This is a genomic window from Streptomyces echinatus, assembly GCF_014203595.1.
In the GTDB taxonomy this organism is placed as follows: Bacteria; Actinomycetota; Actinomycetes; order Streptomycetales; family Streptomycetaceae; genus Streptomyces; species Streptomyces echinatus.
In genome coordinates this window covers 148,227-171,054 of sequence record NZ_JACHJK010000008.1, presented here as the reverse complement: position 1 = coordinate 171,054, position 22,828 = coordinate 148,227, and the positions used below count along the sequence as shown (strand labels likewise).

The following is a 22,828-nucleotide window of genomic DNA, read 5'->3' as shown; positions in this document are numbered from 1 at the left end:
TGCTACTTCACCGCGACCTGGGAGATGTCCAGGACGCCGGTCCAGTCGCTGATGACGACGTTCTTGACGTCCTTGCCGTACAGGCGCTTGTAGACCGGGTGGAACAGCGGCACGACGAGGGCCTTGTCGCCGATCTTCTTGTCCAGTGCACCCCACCGCTTTGCGGCGGCGTCGAGATCGGTCAACTTGTTGATCGCGTCAATCTCGCCATTGACCGTCTTGTCGTTCAGCAGGCCCGTGTTGAAGTTGGCGCCGTCCTTGACGATCTGCCGGCCGTCGAAGATGGGGGCGAGGAAGGGGCCGCCGGAGGGCCAGTCGGCACCCCAGTGGGCGAGGAAGAGGCCCGGCTCGGTCTTCACACCGTGGATCTTGTCCCGGTAGTCGTTGTCCTCCAGGCCCTGCAGCCTGACCGTGATGCCGGCCTTCTTGAGCGCGTCCTGGAGGGCGGTGGCGATCTCCGGGCTGGTCTCGAAGTTCTTGTCGTTGGAATGCGTGAGCGTGACGGTCAGCCCGTTCTTGTAGCCGGCCTGCTCCAGCAGCTTCCTGGCCTTCTCCGGGTCGCCGGCCCGGCCCGCCGGGAACGGGTCGTAGGGCGTGTAGCCGAAGGACTTCTGGTTCGGCAGGAAGGTGGTGGCGGGCTCGGCGAGGGCGCTGCCGCCGGCCGCGTTGACCACGGAGGAGCGGTCGACGGCGTAGGCGACGGCCTGGCGCACCTCGGGGTTGTCGAACGGCTTCACGGTCGGGTTGAACGCGAGGTAGTTCGTGTAGCCGAAGTGGCCGGTGCCCACGCGCGCGGCCAGTTCCTTGTCGCCGCTGACCTTGGCGAGTTCGGCCGGGCCGAGGTTGGTGTCCGTGGTGACGGCTGCGGCGTCCGCACCCTGGGACGCGGACAGCCGCTGGTTGATCACCGAGGAGTCGAGGCCGGAGCGCACGTCGATCGTGTCCGGGTACGCCTTGCGCTCGGCGTCGGTCGCGGCCGACCAGTTCGGGTTGCGCTCCAGGACGAGGTGCTCGCCGTCGTTCTCGTTCTTGACGACCTTGTAGGGGCCGGACGAGACCGGGTGCGACTCGTACTTGGTTCCGGTGTCCTTGCTCTTGGGCACCGGGGTGAACTGCGTCTGCGTGGCGAGGAACGGGAACTCGCCCTCGGGCTTGTTCAGGTGGAAGACGATGGTCCGGGCGTCCGGCGTCCCGATCGACGACAGGCCCTTCCGGTCCTTGTACGGCCCCTGGTAGCCGGCGGCACCGACCAGCCAGTCGCGCAGGTAGGGGGCGCCGCCGGAGAGTTCGGGGGCGAAGGAGCGCTCGATGCCGTACTTGATGTCGGCCGAGGTGATCGGCGTACCGTCCTCGTACTTGAGCCCCTTCTTGAGGGTGTACGTCCACACGGTCGCGTCCTTGTTGGGGCGCCCGGTGTCGGTGGCGAGGTCCGGGACGACCTCGGAGCCGGCCGCGCCGTTCTCGCGGTTGCGGGTGGTGAGGGTGCGGAAGACGAGCGAGGGAACGTTTCCGCCGCCGGAGGTGTACAGCCGCGCGGGGTCGAAGTCGGCCTGCGGCTCGGAGTTCAGGACCGTGAGTGTGCCGCCCTTGTGGGGCGTGGAGTCGCCACCGGAACCCTTGGCATCGTTGTCCTTCGGACCGCAGGCGGCGACGCCCGCTGCCACGACCAGGCTGACGGATGCCGCTGCCACACGGCGCGCGCGGACGGACGATTGACGCATCGGAATGACGACCTCTCGGGGTGACGTGTCGGGTTGATCGAGAGTTGATCGAGGGTTTCTCGAAGGCTTCTCGAAGGGATTCTCGACAGGTGAGACATGTGGACGAGGAATGAGACGGCTGCGGGCAGACGTCGGCCCCGGCGTCGGGTCGTCGAAAGGTCCGTGACACGGTCACGGACACAAAGAGGGAAAGAAGTCGCGACGCGAACGCCTGGGAGGCGGCGTCAGCGACAGTGGATGTCGGCCACGCAGAGTGCGGTCACGCCGATGAGCGCCAGCTCGATGGAGGCGCTCGAAGGGACGGCATGACTGGACCACATGCGCAGAAATATGAACGACCATGCGGGCTCATGTCAATGTGACATAAGCGGGGTCCGTCAACTCGTGGGATAGGGCCACGGGTTGGGACGGCAGTGGATTCCGTCGTGGTTCAGGAACTTCGTCTGCTGCTGCATGACGGGTGCCAGCGCGCCGTCCTTCTGGCAGGTGACGTGCCCGTTGCCGAGCCGGTGCCCGACTTCATGGTTGATCAACATCTGCCGGTAGGCATGGATCCGGTCACCGTAGGTCGTGCTGCCCTGGGCCCACCGGTACGCATTGATCATGACGCGTTCGGTCGCGGCCGAGTCGCAGGAGACGTTGTCCTCCGTGGTGTCCAGGCCGGACTTGGCGCACCACTTGGCGGTGGTGCCTGGGCTGGCCAGGGTGATCACGAAGTCGGGCTTGCCGGAGGAGACGCGCTCGAAGGTCCGGGCACCGCCGTGTGCCCAGCTGCGCTTGTCGTTGAGGGTCTTCTGCACGGCCTCGGCGAAGAGCACGCCGTCCAGTCCCAGCCCCTGCTCGACGTCGACGCGGTACCGGTACCGCTGCCCGGTGCCGGGCGCCTTGTCGTCTCCGGGCACGGCGTCGAACTTCCCCGGCCCGGTCAGCTTGGCGCCCAGCGGGTACGTCTTGCTCATCTTCTGGTCGTACGTCAGAGCCACCGCGCCCGGCACGGCGGAGGGCGTCGGCGCGCCGGAGGTCCCCGGGCCGGGGGCCTGGCCGGTGGCCGACCGCGACTGCTCGTCGCCCTCGGCCCGCCCCTTGGTCACCTGCCCGGCGACGACCACGGCGAGCACGGTGGTGACGGCGGCGGCCGCGATACCGGTGAAGGCCCATCCCTTGGTGCCGCCGCGCTGCGCGGGAACGGCCACCCCGTCCGCGCCCCCGTCCGCCGCGACGCCGTCCGCCCGCGGCGCCTCGGCCGGCCGGCCGTCGGTGGGACGCGTCCGGCCCTCGCCGGCCGCGCGCGCACCGGTGTCCCCGGGCTTCCGGGTGCCGGCGCCCTCGAAGGCGTCGAGGTAGTCCTGCCGGGGTCCGGAGCCGCGCCCCGGACCGTCCGGCCCCGCCTGCCGCTGCCGCGGCAGTACCACACCGGGCCCCCCGGTACCGGCCGCACGGCCGGTGAACCGTCCCCAGCCGCCACCGGCCTCCCGCTGCTCGGGGTGCCCGCTCCGCGCGGGGGTCCCGTCCGGGAGCCTGGGCACACCGTGCGCGGGGGTCCCGTCGGGAAGCCTGGGCACACCGCGCGCCGGGGTACCCCCGGGAGTCCCCGGCGTCCCGCGCGAGGGAGTGCCGTCGGGAAGCCCGGGCCCGGGTGTGCCGTGCGCCGGAGTGCCGTCCGGCTGCCGGGACGCACCGTCCTTCCGGTCGTCGGCGCGTGCGCCCCGCCGGGCCCCCGGGATGCGCTGGTTCCCCCGGTTCGCGTCTATGTCGGCGGACTCGGTCTTCGGAGCCGGTCCGCGGCGGCTGTGTCGTCCCACCCCGGCCCTCAGCTCCCCGCACCCACGGCCGCGGGCGCGGCGCCCTCGGCGGAGCCGGCCGTCTGTGCCAGGAGTTCCCGGAAGGCGTCGGCCACCACGTCGGGGTACTCCATCATCGCCACGTGCCCGGCGTCCGGCAGGGACAGCAGCCGGGAGTCGCGGAAGGCGCGGGCCGCCTTGCCGGCCATGCGGAAGCCGACCAGCTGGTCCCGGCCGCCGTAGATCAGCAGGGTCGGGGAGAGCACCCGCTCGGCCTGGCGCCACAGCCCGTGCTGTCCGCCCAGGGTGTAGGCGTTGACGATCCCGCGCGCGGAGCGTGCCATGGCATCCCAGAAGTACGGCAGTTGCTGCCGCCGCTCCAGCTCCTCCACGGCGTGCCGGAAGGCCTCCGGCGGGACCCGGCCGGGGTCGCCGTAGCAGAGCCCCATGACGCCGCGCACCCGCTGCTCGGCCGTCCACTCCCTGGTGAGCCGGGTGAAGAGGGCGGCGATCCCGGGCACGCCGAGCAGCCCCGTGGGCACCGCGGTGCGCTGGACGCGCAGCTCCGGCAGGGCGGGCGAGACGAGCGTGAGCGTGCGGACGAGGTCCGGGCGTACGGCGGCCACGCGCGTGGCGACCGCGCCGCCCAGCGAATTGCCGAACAGGTGCACCGGGCCGCGGCCGGCGGCGTCGAGATGGCGGATCACCGCGCGCGCGTGACCGGTGACGGAGTAGTCGCCGTCGTCCGGGGGCGGTGAGTCGCCGAAGCCCGGCAGGTCGACCGCCTCGCTGTCGACGACGCCGTCCAGCTCGGCCATCAGCAACGACCAGTTCTGCGAGGAGCCGCCCAGCCCGTGCACGTACAGCGCGGGCGGCAGGTCCTCGCGCGCGGGGCGCCGGGAACGGATCGACAGGGTGACGCCGGGCAGGCCCACGGACCGCAGCCGCTCGCCCTCGCCGACCCGGACGGGCGCCACCCGGGGGAGCACACTTGCGGCCGGCACGGACGGCGACTCGGTCGAAGACATGCGGCAATGTTACGAGGTGATCACGTCCAGGTCGGTGTGTTCGCCGTCACAGAGTGAACCGGCCGCGGCCGGAGAACCGGGGCAGCGAACAGGCCGGACGGCATGGCGTCCGGATCAGCTGTCTCCTAGGCTCGTACAGAGGGCACCCTCGTGTGGCCCCTGCTGCTTCCAGGGACGTTCGTAGGAAGGGAGCCCACCATGGCATATGACCCGACCGAGCCCGACGCGTTCGAGGACCTCGACGACCCGGCGGCCGACGTGGCACCGGAGATCGACGTCGAGGCGCCCGAGGTGGACGCCGTCGAGCAGCACGCCGACATCGCTCCGGACCGCGACGACCCGCTGACGGACGTGGACCCGGACCGGGGAAGCGAGGGCGATCTCATCGAACAGGCGCGCGTGGTCTCGCTCGACGAGGACGACTACCGCTGACCTCACGGGACCCGTCCGGCCGCCCCTGGGGCGCCGCACGGCTTTCGCCGTCGTCCGGTACGTGAAATTCTGCGCTCGCACCGCGCACACCACGGTTACCGAAAAGTACGATGGCCGCGCGGCCGACACCGCAAGTGGACGACTTTGGGAGGCGGCGTGACAGCCATCGAGCAAACTGAGGCAGCACGCCCGCGCGGCACCCGTCTGCCGCGCCGAGCCCGGCGGAACCAGTTGCTGGGTGCCGCTCAGGAGGTTTTCGTCGCGCAGGGCTACCACGCGGCGGCGATGGACGACATCGCCGAGCGGGCCGGTGTGAGCAAGCCGGTGCTGTACCAGCACTTCCCCGGCAAGCTGGACCTCTACCTCGCGCTGCTGGACCAGCACTGCGAGTCGCTGATCCAGGCGGTGCGCGGTGCCCTGGCGTCGACGACCGACAACAAGCAGCGCGTGCGGGCGACGATGGACGCCTACTTCGCGTACGTGGAGGACGACGGCGGGGCCTTCCGGCTGGTCTTCGAGTCCGACCTGACCAACGAGCCCGCGGTACGCGAGCGCGTGGACAAGGTCACCAACGAGTGCGCCGAGGCGATCTGCGACGTCATCGCCGAGGACACCGGTCTCTCGCGCGCGGAGTCGATGCTGCTCGCCTCCGGACTCGGCGGCCTCGCCCAGGTGGTCGCCCGCTCCTGGCTGCACAGCGACCGCAGCGTCCCGCGCGACCAGGCGGTGCAGCTGCTGACCTCGCTGGCCTGGCGGGGCATCGCCGGATTCCCGCTGCACGGCACCGAGCACCACTGAACTCGGCTCGGCGCCGGTCTGTTCCCGCACGGTGTTCGCTCCTGGCGTTCCGTCCCGCAGCGTGTACGTCCCCTCACCGGGCTAATGTGTGCGGAGTACGGCGCGGAAGATCGCGCACATCACTGACCGTCGGAGGGACATAGCCGTGGAGGTCAAGATCGGCGTGCAGTACGCGCCCCGCGAGATCGTTCTGGAGAGCGGTCAGAGCGTCGAGGAGGTCGAGCGCCTGGTGAGCGAGGCGCTGACCGGGAAGACGCAGCTGCTGAGCCTCCAGGACGAGAAGGGCCGCAAGGTCCTGGTGCCGACGGACCGTCTGGCGTACGTGGAGATCGGCGAGCCGACCGTGCGCAAGGTCGGTTTCGGCACGCTCTGAGCCGAAGTCGCGAAGGGCCCGGCGGCCGTGTGCCGCCGGGCCCTCGCGCGTGTTCGCGCACACATACGGAGCACAACTCCCCCACAGCCAAGGATTGCAATCCGCAGGTCACGGGTATGACGGGCTACGACCGTCGAGCCAGACCGGCCGTGGGAGGGACCCCCGACATGATCCTGGAAGCACTCGGCTCCGCCGTGCTCGGTCTGATCCTTGCCTGGGCGGCGGCGCACCGCCTCGCCCATCGGCTGCCGGCCCGCCCGCTGGTGTTTTCGACGGGCGTCGCCGGAGCCCTCTTCGGTGACTTCGTCACCCGCACCGCCCTGGGCCCCGGCACGGCCCTCTTCAGCCTCCTGGGTGCCGCGATCATCGCGGTGGCGTCCCTGTCGCTGCTGCTCCGGCCGACGGGCCGCCTGCGCCGACGATCATTGACGGCGTAGCCGCGGAGCGCTACGCGGCGAGGCCCAGCGCGGCCATCCGCTTGGTGTGCGCCTCGGTGATCCGCGAGAACATCCTGCCGACCTCGGCGAGATCGAATCCGTCGGCGACGCCCCCGACGAGCATCGTGGACAGCGCGTCCCGGTCGGCGACCACCCGCTGGGACTGCGACAGGGCCTCACCCATCAGCCGCCGCGCCCACAGGGCCAGCCGGCCGCCCACGCGCGGGTCGGCGTCGATGGCGGCACGCACCTTCTCCACGGCGAAACCGGCGTGGCCGGTGTCGTCGAGCACGGCGAGCACCAGCTCGCGCGTGTCGGAGTCGAGACGGGCCGCGACCTCACGGTAGAAGTCGCTCGCGATCGAGTCGCCCACGTACGCCTTGACCAGGCCCTCCAGCCAGTCCGAGGGCGCGGTCTGCCGGTGGAAGCCGTCCAGTGCGGCCACGAACGGGTCCATGGCGGCCGTCGGCTCCTCGCCGATCCCGGTCAGCCGGTCCCGCAGGCGCTCGAAGTGGTGGAACTCGGCCGAGGCCATCTTCGCCAGCTCGGCCTTGTCCGCGAGGGTCGGCGCCAGCTTGGCGTCCTCCGCGAGCCGTTCGAACGCCGCCAGCTCTCCGTACGCGAGCGCGCCGAGCAGGTCCACGACCGCGGCGCGGTACTGCGGGTCCGCGGACGCCTGCGCCCAGTCCTGGGCGGCGACACCGGTGGGTTCGGCGGGTGCGGCGGACGCGTTCTCAGGCTTGTCAGAGCTAGTCATGAGCCGCACAATAGCCCGCTCGGCACCCCTCTCAGGCCCCTGGCCGATCACTGTGACCACGACTACGTGACCAAATCGGCCATCGCATGTGCGTGAATCCGGGGTATGGTGGTAATGCGCCTGCTGAGTGCGTCGACGGTGTTCGACGTGTCCCGACAGGCTGCACGCATTGAGGATGCCCGGTCGGTGGCCCGATCGGCTCCGACCCGACAGCCCTCCAAGGCCGTACGGCTAGGACCGTACGACGACAGGAGGGACCCTCAGCGGTACGAGCGCTAGAGCGTCGGCAGAGGTCCCGTGTCCAACGGCTTGCCCGAGTGGCTCGCCCGTACGGCGGCCGACGTCCCCGGCACGGTCAGACATGATCCCCGCGCTCGCCTCGCACCGCACACACAGAAGAGGCAGCACCCTGACTACGACGTTTCGAGAACTTGGGATCCTCCCCGAGACCGCTGAGGCCCTGGAAGCCGTCGGCATCACCACTCCCTTCCCCATCCAGGAGATGACACTCCCCGTCGCCCTCTCCGGCACGGACGTCATCGGCCAGGCCAAGACCGGCACCGGAAAGACGCTGGGCTTCGGCCTCCCGCTCCTGGAGCGCGTCACCGTCCCCGCCGACGTCGAGGCCGGACGCGCCGCCCCCGAGGCCCTCACCGACGCCCCGCAGGCGCTCGTCGTCGTTCCCACGCGCGAGCTGTGCACGCAGGTCACCAACGACCTGCTGACCGCGGGCAAGGTGCGCAACGTGCGCGTGCTGGCGATCTACGGCGGCCGGGCCTACGAGCCCCAGGTCGAGGCCCTGAAGAAGGGCGTCGACGTGGTCGTCGGCACCCCGGGCCGCCTGCTCGACCTCGCGGGCCAGAAGAAGCTGAACCTCGGCCACATCAAGAGCCTGGTCCTCGACGAGGCCGACGAGATGCTCGACCTGGGCTTCCTGCCCGACGTCGAGAAGATCATCAACCTGCTGCCGGCCCGGCGCCAGACCATGCTGTTCTCGGCCACCATGCCGGGCGCGGTCATCGGCCTCGCGCGCCGGTACATGTCGCAGCCCACGCACATCCGCGCCACCGCGCCGGACGACGAGGGCGTGACGGTCGCGAACATCAAGCAGTTCGTCTACCGCGCGCACTCCATGGACAAGCCGGAGATGGTCGCCCGCATCCTGCAGGCCGAGGGCCGCGGACTGGCGATGATCTTCTGCCGCACCAAGCGCACGGCCGCGGACATCGCCGAGCAGCTCCAGCGCCGCGGGTTCGCCTCCGGCGCGGTCCACGGCGACCTCGGCCAGGGCGCCCGTGAGCAGGCGCTGCGCGCCTTCCGCAACGGCAAGGTCGACGTCCTCGTCTGCACCGACGTCGCCGCGCGCGGCATCGACGTCGAGGGCGTGACCCATGTCATCAACTACCAGTCCCCCGAGGACGAGAAGACGTATCTGCACCGCGTCGGCCGCACCGGCCGGGCGGGCGCCAAGGGTACGGCGATCACGTTCGTCGACTGGGACGACATCCCGCGCTGGCAGCTGATCAACAAGGCGCTGGAGCTGGACTTCAACGACCCGGCGGAGACGTACTCGAGCTCCCCGCACCTGTTCTCCGACCTCGGCATCCCCGAGGGCACGAAGGGCATACTGCCGCGCTCGGAACGGACCCGTGCGGGTCTGGGCGCGGAGGAGCTGGAGGACCTGGGCGAGACCGGCGGGCGTGGCGCTCGCGGCGACCGGGGCGACCGGGGCGACCGGGGTGGCCGTGGTGGCCGCGACCGGGCCGAGACGGCCGAGCATGAGCGTCCGGCCCGTACGCCGCGCCGACGCCGCCGCACGCGCAACGGAGCACCGGTGGACGCCTCCCCCGCCGTGTCGGCGCCGGCCGACGAGATCGCCGGTACGACCGCCGGTACGGAGGAGAACCAGGCCGCGACCCGCACGCCGCGCCGCCGTCGCCGTACGCGCGGCGGAGCGCCCGCGCAGCAGGTGACGGCCGCCGCGACGCCCACGACGGCCGACGAAGCCGCCGCGGTCGAGACGGTGGCCACGGTGGAGGGTCCGGCTGTCCTGGAGGCTCCGGAGAAGCCGCGTCGCCGTCGTACCCGGAAGTCGGCGGCGGCCGAGCCCGCCGTCGCCGCCGCTCCGGTGGCGGAGCCGACGGTGGCGGCGTCCCCGGCGGCCGAGGTCGTGGCCGAGCCCGTGATCGCGGTCACCCCGGTCGCGGAGCCCGCGCCCGAGGCCGCTCCGGCCGCGGAGACCAAGCCGCGCCGCCGTACGCGGAAGACGGCCCAGCCGGCCGCCGAGGCGGAGGCCGCGGTGGACACGGTCGAGGCTACGGAGACCAAGCCGCGCCGCACGCGGAAGACCGCGGCAGCCGCCGAGGCCGCCGTCGACACCGCCGAGGCCACCGAGGCCAAGCCCCGTCGCACCCGCAAGACCGCGGCGACCGCGGCCGACGCTCCGGCGGAGGCCGAGGCCACGGAGACCAAGCCGCGCCGCACCCGGAAGACCGCGGCAGCCGCCGTGGACACCGCCGAGGCGACCGAGGCCAAGCCGCGCCGGACCCGCAAGACCGCCGCCACCGCACCGGAAGCGGCCGAAGCGGAAGCCGAGGCCAAGCCTCGCCGCACCCGGAAGACCGCGGCAGCCGCCGAGGCCGCCGTGGACACCGCCGAGGCGACCGAGGCCAAGCCGCGTCGCACCCGCAAGACCGCGGCGACCGCGGCCGACGCCCCGGCGGAGGCCGAGGCCACGGAGACCAAGCCGCGCCGCACCCGGAAGACCGCGGCAGCCGCCGAGGCCGCCGTCGACACCGCCGAGGCCACCGAGGCCAAGCCCCGTCGCGCCCGCAAGACCGCCGCCACCGCACCGGAAGCGGCCGAAGCGGAAGCCGAGGCCAAGCCTCGCCGCACCCGGAAGACCGCCGCTGCCGCGGCCGACGCCCCCGAGGCCGAGGCCAAGCCGCGCCGGACCCGGAAGACGGCGGCCGCTGCCGTGGAGGCGGTCGACGGGGACGCGGTCGCCGCTCCGAAGGCGCGACGGACCCGCAAGGCCGTTGCCGAGGCGGCCGCTCCGGAAATTCCGGCGCAGGCCACCGACGAGCCGGAGGTCAAGCCGAGGCGCCGGACCCGCAAGACGGCGGCGTCCGCTGCCGAGGCGGCCGGTGAGAGCGCCGAGACGACGCCCAAGCCGCGCCGGACCCGTAAGGCCACGGCGGCCGTGGAGGCCACTGAGGCCTGACGCGGGCGCCGCGCACGCGGAGGCGTAAGCCGGTCCGAGGGCCGGGTCCACGACACGTGGGCCCGGCCCTCGGCGTTTCCGGCTGCCCCCAGCAAATGCCCCGGGCAGCACGCCTCCCCCAGCAGATGCCCCGGACGGTCCGGCTCCGGCCCGTGTCCTTCCCGTCCCGTCGGCCCCCAGATTCACCCCTCACCCGTGCCGCCCACCCGGCACCCGCGCTCCCGCTGCCGGCGGATAGCCTCTCCCCCATGAGCAGGCCCGCTTCCTTCGTTCCGCCGCCCGGCGCCCGTGCCTATCCCCTTCGGACGGCGCGCGGGGAGTTCGCCGTGGTCGACGCGCCCGTGGCCGTCGGTGTGGAGCCCAGGGGCGTCGCGCTGCTGCTGCCGGGGTTCACCGGGAGCAAGGAGGACTTCAACCCGCTGCACGTGCCGCTCGCCGAGCGCGGCTACCGGACCGTCGCCGTGGACGGGCGCGGTCAGTTCGAGTCGGACGGGCCCGTGACGGACGAGTCGGCCTACGCGCAGGAGGAGTTGGCGCGGGACGTACTCGCGCTGGCGGAGGCGATCGGCGGCCCGGTGCATCTGCTGGGGCACTCCCTCGGCGGCCAGATCACCCGCGCGGCCGTCCTGCTCGACCACTCGCCCTTCCGGTCGCTCACCCTGATGTCCTCGGGCCCGGCGCAGATCTCGACGCCCCAGCAGGAGCGCGTGAAGCTGCTCCGGGACGCGCTCGCCGTACTGGGCATGGCGGAGGTGTGGGAGGCGATCCAGGCGATGGAGCCGCCGGAGGAGACGGACACGCCCGCGCTCGACGCCGGGCTGGACGACCGGGACGACCTGCGGCGCCGGTGGATGGCCACCAAGCCCGCCCAACTCCTGGCCACGGGCCGCCAGTTGTGTACGGAGCCGGACCGGGTGGCCGAGTTGGCGGCCGTACCGCTGCCGTTCCACGTGCTGTCGGGCGCGCGGGACGACACCTGGCCGGTGCCGCTGCTCGACGACATGGCGGTACGGCTGGAGGCGCGGCGGACGGTCGTCGAGGGCGCCGAGCACTCACCCAACACCGACCGTCCCCTGGAGACGGCGCGGGCACTCGCCGCTTTCTGGGACGACGTCCCGGCCCGCCGCCCGTAGCCGCAGACCGCAGACCGCAAACCGCAGCCCGCAGCCCGCACCGAAGCCGTAAGCCGGCGGCCGAAGCCGTGGGCCGGCGGCTAGTACTGCGCCTGCAGGTGCCCCCAGAACCCGTCCCGGAGGGCGCGGCGGAGGTCCGCGTGGCCGCGCAGGGAGTACTGGAGCAGCCCCTCGGCCTCGACCAGCAGGTCCTGGTCGACGGAGCCGGGCAGGTAGGGGTGGCCGGGAAGCAGTTCGACGAGGGCTTCGCGGCCCCGGGAGGCGAGCCACCTCGCCGCGATCTGGGCGCCGACGAAGCGCACGTCCTCGCGGCTCGGGCGGGCGGTGCCGGTGGCGTCGTACGCGGCGGCCGTGCGCCGGGAGACGTACGGCTTGAAGAACTCCAGGTCGAGGGTGCGCTGGCTGTCGACCTCCCAGAGCAGCGGTTCGGCCTGGTTGCGGCCCTCCGGCGCCTCGATGCCCCAGAGGTGGACGCGGGCGCCGTAGCCCTGGGCCGCCTCGACCGCCGAGACCAGGTCCTCGTCGCCGCCGAGGAGGGCCGCGTCGCTGATCGCGCGGTGCCTCGCCAGTGACTCCAGGTCCGTGCGGATCAGCGAGTCGACGCCCTTCTGCTGGTTGTTGGCGTTGAGGTTGCCGAGGCGGACCTTGACGTCGGGCAGTTCGGCGATGGTCTGCTGCTCGGCGGTGTGGATGCGGCGCCGGGCACCGTCGTACCAGTAGACGCGCAGCAGCCGGCTGTCCGCGAAGATCGTGCGGGCCCTGTCGATCAGCGCGTCGATCAGGCCCTCGGCGTCCAGGTCGAAGGCGCGGCGGTCCTCGGTCCCGGCGACCAGCCGGCCCGCGGCCGCGTACAGATAGCCCGCGTCCACGAAGATCGCGTGGGTCGAGGGCGTCTTGGCCACCTCGGCGAGCATGCGTTCCAGCAGCTCGTTGGTGTGGTCGATACGGGCGCCGAGGGCGGCCAGGTCGTCGTTCATCGCCTCCATTGTCCCGGTGGTCACACTGCGAACACAACCGGTCCCGGTCGGTCCCTGCCCCACCGCTTACCAGTCAGTAATTAGTCGTTCGAAAAATTTCTTTAGCGTAGGGAATGTTTGTAACAAGCGTCGCGTTGACTACGTACGACGCTGGATACACAGACGTCACTCCAAGTAGTTCTCCGCAGGAGGATGACCAGACGAAGGGAGAAGCCATGCGCTTCGAAATCATGCGACTCGACGAGGTCGACGGCACCACCGTGGACAGCACCGTCGTGGACGCCGCCTCCGTCAACCGGATCGTGCAGCAGGCCGCCGCCATCGGACAGCGCCTGTGGATCCGCCCGGCCGAGACCACGGCCTCGTAACACGCACGCGGGCGTTCGCCCCTCAAGCTTTCCGGGGGAGCCGAGCCGACGAGGGCTCAGCTCCCCCGGATCACCTGAGTGATCCCGTTGATGATCTGCTGGACCGCGATCGCGGAGAGCATCATGCCCGCGAGCCGCGTCACCAGGACGACACCGCCGTCCTTGATCACCCGGATGATCAGCAGCGAGTAGCGCATCACCAGCCACAGCACGACATGGATCGCGAGGATCGCGGACCACACCGAGACCTGCGTGGCCACGCTGTCGGCCTTCTGCACGGCCAGGATCACGGACACGATCGCACCGGGCCCCGCCAGCAGCGGCATTCCCAGCGGCACGAGCGCCACATTGACGTCCTTGGTCTGCTTCGGCTCGTCGGTCTTGCCGGTGAGCAGGTCCAGCGCGATCAGCAGGAGCAGCAGCCCGCCCGCGATCATCAGCGCGGGGACGGAGACGTGCAGGTAGTTGAGGATCTGGTGGCCCAGGACGCCGAAGACCGCGATGACCCCGCCCGCCACGCAGACGGCCTGGAAGGCCATCCGCTTCTGGACCTTGGCCGGCCGTCCGGCGGTCAGGGCGAGGAAGATCGGGGTGATCCCCGGGGGATCCATGATGACGAAAAGGGTCAGGAACAGGGAGCCGAAGACGGCGATGTCGAACATGGGGGTGCTACAGGCCTTGCTGCGAGAAAAGAGTGATACGGGCGTGAAGCCGGCGTGAGCCGACGCGGAACGGCCCCGTAGGGCCTCAGGCTCCGCCGGCGCCCGGCACCGGGAACGCCCCGGCCGCCCGCCGGGTGATCTCCCCGTACACCTCGGGGTCGGTCGTGTACGCGCCCAGCGCCACCGTCTTGCGGCTGCCGTGGTAGTCCGAGGAGCCCGTGACCAGCAGCCCCAGCTCCTTGGCCAGGCCCCGCAGTCGGGCCCGGGCGTCGAGGTCGTGATCCATGTGGTCGACCTCTATGCCGTCCAGACCGGCCTCGGCCATCTCGGCGATGCGGAACTCCGGCACGGTGCGGCCGCGCTTGGCGGCGGCCGGGTGCGCGAACACACAGACCCCGCCCGCGGCCTTGACCAGCCGGATCAGCTCGAAGGGGTCGGTCTCGTGCTTCGCCACGTAGGCACGCCCGCCGTCGGCCAGCCACTGCTCGGTGAACGCGTCGCTCACCGTGGGCACGACACCCAGCTCGACCAGCGCGGTCGCGACGTGCGGACGCCCGACGGAGCCCCCGCCGGCGATCCGCTCGACCTGCTCCCAGGAGACCGGTACGCCCAGCGCGTTCAGCTTGGCGACCATGCCCTTGGCCCGCGGCACCCGGTCGTCCCGGACCAGCTCGCGCTCGGCGAGCAGGGCGGGCTCCTCGGGGTCGAAGAGGTAGGCCAGCATGTGCATCGAGACGCCGTCGACACGGCAGGACAGCTCGGCGCCGGTCACCAGGGTCAGCCCCTCGGGCAGCGCGCCGATCGCGTCGGCGTACCCGCGGGTGGTGTCGTGGTCGGTCAGCGCGACGACGTCCAGTCCGGCCGCGGCGGCATGGCGCACCAGCTCGGCCGGGGTGTCCGTACCGTCGGAGGCCGTGGAGTGGCAGTGCAGATCGATGCGCACGACAGCTCCAGGCGGTGACGGGGGGAAGGGGACACCTAAGGATAGCGGGGATTTCAACCCCCACTGTCACAGCCGAAACCGGTCGGCGCCCTTTACTTCAGTGCCCCGAAAGGGCTGGGCAGGACCGCGCGACCAGCCCGGGCGGCCCCCCGGGACCCGGCACCCCTCAGGGTGCTACGGCCGGAGCAGGCGTGGTGACAACGCCCCGCAGGGCACGAGGTCTATCTCGGCCCCCGCGTCCCGCAGATCGGTGAGCACCAGTTCGTCGTACATGAGCAGGCCGGCCTGCTCGGGCCACATCACCGCCCACACCCACATCCCGAGCGCCTCACCGGCGAAGACGGCCCGGTCGTCGGGGGTGCGGTAGACGTGCCAGAGCGGGGTCGGCCGGCCCGCGGCCAGCACCTTGGCCTGCGGCGGCTTCTCCACGTTCATGTACGACCCCGGGTCCGGGCCGTCGATGCCGGCGTAGCGCGCGCCGAGCCCGACGCCCAGTTCCTCGGCGATCAGGATCATCTCCCCGGGACCGCCGAGCGGCCCGGGACCCGAGCAGGCCACCGCGGTGGCCCGGCCGCCGCTGCGATCATCGCCGGCGTACGCCACGCCCGTGAAAAGCCATCCGACGGGCAGCGGCCACGGCATCCAGACCGGCACCTGCGTGCGGCGCACGACGACGTTGAGCGCCTCGACGCTGGGCGGGATCACAGGCTGCAGCGGATACACCGTGCCGTGCACATCGCACTGCCACGCATCGGCGAAGAGTCCGGGAGCCCTGACCCGGCCACCGCACTTCGGGCAACTGGGTTCGCCCCTCATAGGGCTCCACGCTCCTACCCCCGCCCGCCCACGTCAAGGACGATCACCCGTCCGGACGGAAGACCGGACCATATGCCCGACCGGCCAAGATAGATGCATCTTACATTAATTAGCTGCCCTAACTTACTATGTGTATAACCCAACCATCTGTGTGAGGACGGGAGAAGCACATGGACTCCTTCGACGCGGGAGCCGGCGGCCTCCTGCGACAGCCCAAGGCGGTCTGGGCCACGGCCGGCGCCTCGGTCGTCGCCTTCATGGGCATCGGCCTCGTCGACCCGATCCTGCCGTCCATCGCCCAGGGGCTGCACGCCACCGCGAGCCAGGTGTCCCTGCTCTTCACCTCGTACTTCCTGATCACCGCCGTGGCGATGCTGCTGACCGGCTTCGTCTCCAGCCGCATCGGCAGCCGGAAGACCCTGCTGCTCGGCCTCGCGTTCGTGGTCGTCTTCGCGGGCCTGGCCGGCACCTCCGGCTCCGTCGGCCAGCTCGTCGGCTTCCGGGCCGGCTGGGGCCTCGGCAACGCGCTCTTCGTCTCCACCGCCCTCGCGGTCATCGTCGGCGCGGCGGCCGGGGGCAGCGCGGCGGCGATCCTGCTGTACGAGTCCGCGCTCGGCCTCGGCATGGCCTGCGGCCCGCTGCTCGGCGCGGTCCTCGGCAACATCAGCTGGCGCTACCCCTTCTTCGGCACGGCCACGCTGATGGCGATCGGCTTCCTGTGCATCACGGCGTTCCTGAAGGAGCAGCCGAGGCCGGCCCGGAAGACATCGGTCCTCGACCCCCTCAAGGCGCTCGGCCACGGCGGCCTCGCCTCGGCGGCGGTCTCGGCGTTCTTCTACAACTACACGTTCTTCACCGTGCTGGCCTTCACGCCGTTCGTGCTGGACATGACGCCGTACCGCTCGGGCGCGGTGTTCTTCGCCTGGGGCGTGCTGCTCGCCGTCTTCTCCGTGATCGTGGCACCGCGCACGCAGGCGCGGTTCGGCTCGCTGAAGGTGCTCGGCGGCTCGCTGGTGCTGCTCGCGGCCGACGTGCTCGTGCTCGGCTACGGCGACCACACCACGGCCGTCGTCTGCACGATCCTGTCCGGTGCGTTCATCGGCGTGAACAACACCGTCTACACCGAACTCGCCCTCGGGGTGTCGGACGCCCCGCGCCCGGTGGCGAGCGCGGGCTACAACTTCGTCCGCTGGTTCGCCGCCGCCGCGGCGCCCTTCTTCGCGCCGAAGATCGAGGAGTGGACCGACATCCACATCCCGTTCGTGGTGGCGGCCGTCACCGCGGTGCTGGGCGCGCTCGTGGTGCTCGTGCGACGCCGGGCCCTCACCCTCCCCCACTCTCGGCTTCGCTCGAGCGGGGGGACCCCCATGGCTGAGCAGCTGGAGCCGGCGCACGCCATCGAGGACGGTGTCACGGTTTTCGCCAACTGACCGGATCCGGCCTTGTGTTGGTGAGATGGGTCACGTAGGCGTCAGTCCAGCGGGACGGATCCCCGGGCCGGGTCCCTCAGGTCCGTCCCGTTCGCGAGCCAGCGCTCCTGGAGGGCCTGGGCACCGTGCACGCGCTTCCAGGCGGCCTCGTTCGGGGTCATCGGCAGCAGCGGCAGGAACCGTACGGGGTCCATCGGATCGTCGAGCTCCAGGTCCTCGACGAGACCGCCGGGCTCGCCGACCAGGACCGAGGTGAAAGGGGCGCCGGGCCACAGCGGCTCGCCCACGTCCAGGGAGGCACCCGGGGTCACCACGAGGCCCTCCACCTGCGGGGTCGCGGCCAGGACGGCCAGCGGACGGAGCACCTTGTCGGTGTCGGCGAGGCCCGCGCGGACGGACAGGACCAGTTCGGCGCGGGGGCCCTTGACGGGGTCGGCGAGGACCGCCGTGGGGTCCGCCATGGGGTTCTGGGACATACCGAGGGTGGCGTACCGGACGACGTCCCCCTCCTGGAAACGGAGCACCTCGATGCGGTCCGTGCCGAGGAAGGTGACCGCGGCGCGGGCGTCCGGTTCGCCCAGCGCGGTGCTCAACCGGGCCTCGACCAGAGGAAGAACATCTGCCATGCGCTGAGCATAGAACTCGTCAGCAGCGGGCAAAGCGTCGCCTTGACAGTACGGGCGGCTGGTACTCTGAGCCGGTGGTTCGGGGCAGCGTGCCCGGCCCCCCAAGCCCTTCGGGCACCGGGGAGTCGGTCGAGTCCCGGCACCGATGGAACTCCCTTACGAGGGACCGGCCGGAGGAGGTGGGGCTGTCATGGATCGAAGTCGACCGTGCAGTACCACTCGCTCTTCCGGCTGCTGATGTAGTTCCCGGCTGGCCGCCGCCTTCCCCTGCGCATCGTCGTTCGGAAGAGCACTTCGTCTCGCTTTGCCTGATCTGTCTGATCTGAATCAGTTCTGCATCAGTAGCGAAGTCGCCACCGCGACGGTGCGGTGCTCCCCGCTTTGTGGACGTGCCAAACATCCTTCCCTTGCCTCAAGGGCGGAACCCCGCAGGACGTCCCCATTCCGGGTAGTTCCACCCGTTGCCGCGCGCTTTCGCTGCCCGCCCGCGAAGGAGCCTGCCCATGTCGATGATCCGCGACCTGCGTGCCGTGGTCCGCCCGTCGTCCCGCGTCTCGCTGCGCAAGGACCCCAGCGCGTCCTACGACACCACGCGCGACCCCGCGACGCCCTCGGCCGTCGTCGACTGCGCGGTCTACCGTGACGGCGCCCGTGTGCAGACCGCGCTGCCGCTGACCCCGCAGGAGGCGATGCGGCTGGTGCGCCGCGACGGAGGGTTCGTCTGGATCGGGCTGCACGAGCCGACCGAGTCGGAATTCGCCGGTATCGCCGGGGAGTTCGGGCTGCACCCGCTGGCCGTGGAGGACGCGGTACAGGCGCACCAGCGGCCCAAGCTGGAGCGGTACGACGACTCGCTCTTCACCGTCTTCAAGACCATCCACTACGTCGAGCACGACCGGCTCACCGCCAACAGCGAGGTCGTCGAGACCGGCGAGGTGATGTGCTTCACCGGCCGGGACTTCTTCATCACCGTCCGGCACGGCGGCCAGGGCTCGCTCAGGGCGCTGCGGCACCGCCTGCAGGACGACCCCGAGCTGCTCGCCAAGGGCCCCTCGGCCGTGCTGCACGCCATCGCCGACCACGTCGTGGACGGGTACATCGCGGTCGCCGACGCGGTGCAGGACGACATCGACGAGGTGGAGACCGAGGTGTTCTCGCCCGGCCGCAAGGGCGGGGTCTCGCGCGGTGTGGACTCGGCGCGCATCTACCAGCTCAAGCGTGAGGTGCTGGAGTTCAAGCGCGCGGTGGCGCCTCTGCTGCGGCCCATGCAGCTGCTGAGCGAGCGGCCGATGCGGCTGATCGACCCGGACATCCAGAAGTACTTCCGGGACGTCGCCGACCACCTGGCCCGGGTCCAGGAGCAGGTGCTGGGCTTCGACGAACTCCTCAACTCCATCCTCCAGGCCAATCTCGCGCAGGCGTCCGTCGCGCAGAACGAGGACATGCGCAAGATCACGTCCTGGGCCGCGATCGTGGCCGTGCCGACGATGGTGTGCGGGGTGTACGGGATGAACTTCGACTACATGCCGGAGACGCACTGGCGGCTGGGCTACCCGGTGATCATGGCCATCACCGGCGTCATCTGCCTGGGGATCCACCGCACGCTGAAGCGCAACGGCTGGCTGTGAGCGGGTGCGGACGGCCTGGATAGGCTGGGGCGCATGACAAGTGAGCTGCTCGACCGGGCCCTCATCGAGGAGGCCTCGAAGAAGTCCGGCCTCGTCTGGGTCCGGGGCACGGGTGCCCGGGCCGCGCGTGCGCTGTGGCACGTGTGGCACGAGGGCGCGGTGTGCGTGGTCGGCGACGGGCCGGGGGAGCAGCCGCTGGAGGGGCTGGCCGACGGCGGCTCCGCCGAGGTGAGCGTGCGCAGCAAGGACAAGGGCGGCCGGCTGGTGACGTTTCCGGTGGCCGTGTCCGAGCTGGTGTCCGGCTCCGAGGAGTGGGAGGCGGTGGTGGCCGAGCTGAAGGGCAAGCGGCTGAACGCCGCCGACGGCGAGGAGATGCCGGCCCGCTGGGCCCGCGAGTGCCGGGTGCTCCGCCTGGTGCCGACGGGGGCGGTGACCCCGGTACCGGCCGGCAACCTGGCCGAACGCCCCGTACACACCCCGGCGACCACCCGCCACCCGGTACCGGCGGCCCTACCGAAGCTGCTGCTCAAACGCCGCAAGAAAAAGTAACCGGCGGCCCCCGGACAAAGCCCACCACGGGAGCCGACCGGAGTCCGGCACCGCCGGGCCGCACCGGGGGGCAAGCGCCATCGGGCCGGTACGGAGGTGCCGATGCTCAGGTGACGGCCCCCGATACCAGCACCCGTCGGCATCGCTGCGCGCCCGCTTAGCCCCACCCACGCGTCGTCGCGCCAATGCGTCGTCGCGCCCTACGCCGCCGCCGTGGGCCACCGCCGCCTGCGGGGCCGGTCGCGGGTCGGATGGGGTTCTGCGACGTAGGCAGTGGTTCTACGACGTCGGCAGTTGCTTGCCGTAGTCCACCGTTTCCGATGTGGACGGCTTCTTGACGGTGAAGTCCTTGTCCCAGTCCGCGAAGCGGAGCGTGCCCGCGTCGCCGGCGCGGACCAGGCGGAGGGGGTACGGCCGGCCCTGGAGGGAGACGTCCAGCGTGCCGCCGGTGCCCTCGTCGCCGGTGATGCGGATCGTGGGGGTACCCGACTCGGCGTGGTGGCCGTCCGTCGCCAGCGCCCCGTGCAGCGTCAGCAGACCGTCGAGGAGGACGTCCTTGTCCGTGAAGCCGCTGAACTTCTTGTACGCGGGGTCCCCCTGCGGCACCTTCACGTACTTGCCGTCCAGCTTCCCCGTGGCGCCGTCGCTGCCGTCGGCATGGTTCCAGAAGTCCGCGTCGGCCTTGAGATACAGCTCCCGCCCCACCCTCAGCAGCTTGAAGGTCGCCCCCTGGGAGGTCACCGAACCGGTCCCGCCGTTGTCCTTGAGCTGCATGTCCAGCTGGTACGTACGGCCACTGGTGACCACGGTCCCGGACAGCCGTACCGCCGTGGCCCCGTCCGCCGCGGCCCGCGTCCTGGTCTGGATCTTGTCGGCGGGCAGTCTGCCCACCCCGTTCGTCCCGGCGTCGGGATCGTCGCCGCCGCCGCACCCCGACAGCACCATCGCTCCCGTCACGGCCACCGCACAGGTCGCGGTCACCAGCACGGTCCGGCGGGCACGGCCCCGGGGAATCGCAGTCACAGGTGGAGCTGCCTTTCTGACGGTTCCTGAGCGGCGTACCGCAGCGTACCGGTGCGTCGGCCGCCCGGCGGAGTCAGTCCGTCCGGACCCCCCACCAGGGCGTATCCGACCGGTACGGGCTAGCCTGAAGCGCACCCGAGCGGGCAATTCCGAGCAAATTCCGCACACACCAGTCCCCCTCGTTTCCCAGGCAAAGGAAGCAGAGCCATGGCAGCCGGCGCCCCCCGGATCTTCGTCTCCCACCTCGCCGGGGTCCCCGTCTTCGATCCGGCCGGCGACCAGGTGGGCCGCGTCCGCGATCTGGTCGTCATGCTGCGCGTAGGGCGGCGGCCCCCGCGGATCCTCGGACTGGTCGTCGAGCTGTCCACCCGGCGCCGTATCTTCCTGCCGATGACCCGGGTGACCGGTATCGAGTCCGGCCAGGTCATCACCACCGGCGTGGTCAACGTCCGCCGCTTCGAGCAGCGGCCCACCGAGCGGCTGGTCTTCGGCGAGCTGCTGGACCGGCGCGTGAAGCTGGTGGAGACCGGCGAGGAGGTCACCGTGCTCGACGTGTCCGTGCAGCAGCTGCCCGCCCGCCGGGACTGGGAGGTCGACCGCGTCTTCCTGCGCAAGGGCAGAAAGGGCGGCGCCTTCCGGCGGGCGAAGGGGGAGACGCTGACCGTCGAGTGGTCGGCCGTCACCGGCTTCTCCCTGGAGGAGCACGGGCAGGGCGCGGAGAGCCTGCTCGCCACCTTCGAGCAGCTGCGCCCCGCCGACCTCGCCAACGTCCTGCACCACCTGTCGTCGAAGCGGCGGGCCGAGGTCGCCGCCGCCCTGGACGACGACCGGCTCGCCGACGTGCTGGAGGAGCTGCCCGAGGACGACCAGATCGAGATCCTCGGCAAGCTGAAGGAGGAGCGCGCGGCGGACGTGCTGGAGGCGATGGACCCGGACGACGCGGCCGACCTGCTCTCCGAGCTGCCCGAGGAGGACAAGGAGCGGCTGCTGAGCCTGATGCAGCCGTCCGACGCGGCCGACATGCGCCGCCTGATGTCGTACGAGGAACACACGGCCGGCGGTCTGATGACGACGGAGCCGATCGTGCTGCGGCCCGACGCCACCGTCGCCGACGCGCTCGCCCGGGTCCGCAACCCGGACCTCTCCCCCGCCCTCGCCGCCCAGGTCTACGTCTGCCGCCCGCCCGACGAGACCCCGACCGGCAAGTACCTGGGCACGGTGCACTTCCAGCGGCTGCTGCGCGACCCCCCGTACACCTTGGTCAGCTCCGTCCTGGACGACGATCTGCAGCCGCTGGACCCGGACGCCACCCTGCCGATCATCGCCGGGTTCTTCGCCACCTACGACATGGTGGCGGCGCCCGTGGTGGACGAGTCGGGGTCGCTGCTCGGCGCGGTGACGGTGGACGACGTGCTGGACCACATGCTCCCCGACGACTGGCGGGAGACGGAGTTCCACCTGAACGAGGGGGAGGAGGCACCCACCCATGGCTCCTGAGCGCGAGAGCGCGTCCCGCGAGCGCCATCCCGCGGGCGCCACGGCCGCGCCCCGGCCCCGCACGCCGCGGCTGGACCAGCCGCGGCCGCCGCGCCGCCGGATCCTGCCCGAGTGGGACCCGGAGGCCTTCGGCCGGCTGTCGGAGAAGATCGCCCGGTTCCTGGGCACCGGACGCTTCATCGTGTGGATGACGGTCGTCATCATCATGTGGGTGCTGTGGAACGTCGCCGCGCCGGTGACGCTGCGCTTCGACCAGTACCCGTTCATCTTCCTGACACTGATGCTGTCCCTCCAGGCGTCCTACGCGGCCCCGCTGATCCTGCTCGCGCAGAACAGGCAGGACGACCGCGACCGGGTCAACCTGGAGCAGGACCGCAAGCAGAACGAGCGGTCCATCGCCGACACCGAGTACCTGACCCGGGAGATCGCCGCCCTGCGCATGGGCCTGGGCGAGGTGGCCACCCGTGACTGGATCCGCTCGGAACTGCAGGACCTGGTGAAGGAACTGGAGGAGCTCCGCCGGCACGACGGACATGCCGGTCACGTCGTATTCCCGGCGGAACGGGCAGAACACCCACCGGGACGTGACACAGACGACCGCTGAGGGGCATCCCGGACGCCCCTCG

Annotated in this window: 23 protein-coding genes; 12 read left to right on the top strand and 11 right to left on the bottom strand. The window is 71.5% G+C overall.

All coding sequences use genetic code 11. The features are described from left to right. Positions 1-2: 2 nt before the first annotated feature. The 4 genes from FHS34_RS23025 to FHS34_RS23015 form a co-directional block, all read right to left on the bottom strand. Positions 3-1,721, bottom strand: a complete 1,719-nt coding sequence (locus FHS34_RS23025) for an ABC transporter substrate-binding protein (RefSeq protein ID WP_184968424.1) — start codon at positions 1,719-1,721, stop codon at positions 3-5. Positions 1,722-1,945: 224 nt separating this feature from the next. Continuing rightward, a complete protein-coding gene (locus FHS34_RS43835; protein WP_313149375.1) occupies positions 1,946-2,041 on the bottom strand; it encodes an Ms4533A family Cys-rich leader peptide in 96 nt (31 codons plus the stop codon). A gap of 57 nt (positions 2,042-2,098) precedes the next feature. Then, positions 2,099-3,523, bottom strand: a complete 1,425-nt coding sequence (locus FHS34_RS23020) for a DUF3152 domain-containing protein (RefSeq protein WP_184968422.1) — start codon at positions 3,521-3,523, stop codon at positions 2,099-2,101. 8 nt (positions 3,524-3,531) lie between these two features. Then, positions 3,532-4,530 carry an alpha/beta fold hydrolase gene (locus FHS34_RS23015; RefSeq protein ID WP_184968420.1) on the bottom strand — a complete coding sequence of 333 codons (999 nt, stop codon included), beginning with the start codon at positions 4,528-4,530 and terminating at the stop codon, positions 3,532-3,534. A gap of 198 nt (positions 4,531-4,728) precedes the next feature. Here FHS34_RS23015 and FHS34_RS23010 point away from each other — a divergent pair, with 198 nt between their 5' ends. The 4 genes from FHS34_RS23010 (at position 4,729) to FHS34_RS22995 (ending at position 6,570) form a co-directional block, all read left to right on the top strand. Continuing rightward, complete coding sequence (locus FHS34_RS23010; RefSeq protein WP_184968418.1) at positions 4,729-4,962, top strand: hypothetical protein; 234 nt, start codon at positions 4,729-4,731, stop codon at positions 4,960-4,962. Between the two features lie 156 nt (positions 4,963-5,118). Continuing rightward, a complete protein-coding gene (locus FHS34_RS23005) occupies positions 5,119-5,760 on the top strand; it encodes a TetR/AcrR family transcriptional regulator (protein WP_184968416.1) in 642 nt (213 codons plus the stop codon). Positions 5,761-5,905: 145 nt separating this feature from the next. After that, positions 5,906-6,133: a DUF3107 domain-containing protein gene (locus FHS34_RS23000; RefSeq protein ID WP_184968414.1), complete on the top strand. Its 228-nt coding sequence runs from the start codon at positions 5,906-5,908 to the stop codon at positions 6,131-6,133. A gap of 167 nt (positions 6,134-6,300) precedes the next feature. Next, complete coding sequence (locus tag FHS34_RS22995; protein WP_184968412.1) at positions 6,301-6,570, top strand: hypothetical protein; 270 nt, start codon at positions 6,301-6,303, stop codon at positions 6,568-6,570. A 10-nt stretch (positions 6,571-6,580) separates the two neighbouring features. On the opposite strand, the gene FHS34_RS22990 is transcribed toward FHS34_RS22995, so the two are convergent. Beyond that, complete coding sequence (locus tag FHS34_RS22990; protein WP_184968410.1) at positions 6,581-7,327, bottom strand: ferritin-like fold-containing protein; 747 nt, start codon at positions 7,325-7,327, stop codon at positions 6,581-6,583. Between the two features lie 502 nt (positions 7,328-7,829). Here FHS34_RS22990 and FHS34_RS22985 point away from each other — a divergent pair. Next, positions 7,830-10,550, top strand: coding sequence for a DEAD/DEAH box helicase (locus FHS34_RS22985; protein WP_225817566.1), 2,721 nt, complete (start codon positions 7,830-7,832; stop codon positions 10,548-10,550). Positions 10,551-10,798: 248 nt separating this feature from the next. Next, positions 10,799-11,683 (top strand): alpha/beta fold hydrolase, encoded by an 885-nt coding sequence (locus FHS34_RS22980; RefSeq protein ID WP_184968406.1) that lies wholly within the window; start codon positions 10,799-10,801, stop codon positions 11,681-11,683. An 80-nt stretch (positions 11,684-11,763) separates the two neighbouring features. Here the strand turns inward: FHS34_RS22980 and FHS34_RS22975 are convergent, their stop codons facing one another. Beyond that, positions 11,764-12,669: an NYN domain-containing protein gene (locus FHS34_RS22975; RefSeq protein WP_184968914.1), complete on the bottom strand. Its 906-nt coding sequence runs from the start codon at positions 12,667-12,669 to the stop codon at positions 11,764-11,766. A gap of 206 nt (positions 12,670-12,875) precedes the next feature. Here FHS34_RS22975 and FHS34_RS22970 point away from each other — a divergent pair, with 206 nt between their 5' ends. Further along, positions 12,876-13,028 (top strand): DUF8834 family protein, encoded by a 153-nt coding sequence (locus tag FHS34_RS22970; RefSeq protein ID WP_184968404.1) that lies wholly within the window; start codon positions 12,876-12,878, stop codon positions 13,026-13,028. 56 nt (positions 13,029-13,084) lie between these two features. On the opposite strand, the gene FHS34_RS22965 is transcribed toward FHS34_RS22970, so the two are convergent. The 3 genes from FHS34_RS22965 to FHS34_RS22955 all read right to left on the bottom strand — a co-directional run bounded on the left by FHS34_RS22965 (position 13,085) and on the right by FHS34_RS22955 (position 15,449). Further along, complete coding sequence (locus FHS34_RS22965) at positions 13,085-13,690, bottom strand: MarC family protein (RefSeq protein WP_184968402.1); 606 nt, start codon at positions 13,688-13,690, stop codon at positions 13,085-13,087. A gap of 85 nt (positions 13,691-13,775) precedes the next feature. Beyond that, positions 13,776-14,633 (bottom strand): PHP domain-containing protein, encoded by an 858-nt coding sequence (locus tag FHS34_RS22960; protein WP_184968400.1) that lies wholly within the window; start codon positions 14,631-14,633, stop codon positions 13,776-13,778. A 174-nt stretch (positions 14,634-14,807) separates the two neighbouring features. Then, positions 14,808-15,449, bottom strand: a complete 642-nt coding sequence (locus FHS34_RS22955) for a DUF6758 family protein (protein WP_184968398.1) — start codon at positions 15,447-15,449, stop codon at positions 14,808-14,810. 170 nt (positions 15,450-15,619) lie between these two features. Here FHS34_RS22955 and FHS34_RS22950 point away from each other — a divergent pair, with 170 nt between their 5' ends. Beyond that, positions 15,620-16,879, top strand: coding sequence for an MFS transporter (locus FHS34_RS22950; RefSeq protein ID WP_184968396.1), 1,260 nt, complete (start codon positions 15,620-15,622; stop codon positions 16,877-16,879). Positions 16,880-16,920: 41 nt separating this feature from the next. On the opposite strand, the gene FHS34_RS22945 is transcribed toward FHS34_RS22950, so the two are convergent. Then, on the bottom strand, positions 16,921-17,505 hold the full coding sequence (locus FHS34_RS22945) for a suppressor of fused domain protein (protein ID WP_184968394.1): 585 nt from the start codon (positions 17,503-17,505) through the stop codon (positions 16,921-16,923). 503 nt (positions 17,506-18,008) lie between these two features. Here FHS34_RS22945 and FHS34_RS22940 point away from each other — a divergent pair. After that, positions 18,009-19,133, top strand: coding sequence for a magnesium and cobalt transport protein CorA (locus FHS34_RS22940; RefSeq protein WP_184968392.1), 1,125 nt, complete (start codon positions 18,009-18,011; stop codon positions 19,131-19,133). Positions 19,134-19,166: 33 nt separating this feature from the next. Further along, the gene (locus tag FHS34_RS22935) at positions 19,167-19,682 is read left to right on the top strand and encodes a hypothetical protein (RefSeq protein ID WP_184968390.1); all 516 of its coding nucleotides are present in this window, start codon (positions 19,167-19,169) and stop codon (positions 19,680-19,682) included. A gap of 279 nt (positions 19,683-19,961) precedes the next feature. Here the strand turns inward: FHS34_RS22935 and FHS34_RS22930 are convergent, their stop codons facing one another. Continuing rightward, the gene (locus FHS34_RS22930) at positions 19,962-20,705 is read right to left on the bottom strand and encodes a hypothetical protein (protein ID WP_184968388.1); all 744 of its coding nucleotides are present in this window, start codon (positions 20,703-20,705) and stop codon (positions 19,962-19,964) included. 207 nt (positions 20,706-20,912) lie between these two features. Here FHS34_RS22930 and FHS34_RS22925 point away from each other — a divergent pair, with 207 nt between their 5' ends. Beyond that, on the top strand, positions 20,913-22,202 hold the full coding sequence (locus FHS34_RS22925) for a magnesium transporter MgtE N-terminal domain-containing protein (protein WP_184968386.1): 1,290 nt from the start codon (positions 20,913-20,915) through the stop codon (positions 22,200-22,202). Further along, the gene (locus FHS34_RS22920) at positions 22,192-22,806 is read left to right on the top strand and encodes a DUF1003 domain-containing protein (RefSeq protein ID WP_184968384.1); all 615 of its coding nucleotides are present in this window, start codon (positions 22,192-22,194) and stop codon (positions 22,804-22,806) included. Before FHS34_RS22925 ends, FHS34_RS22920 begins: the two co-directional genes overlap by 11 nt. The last annotated feature ends 22 nt before the right edge of the window (positions 22,807-22,828 follow it).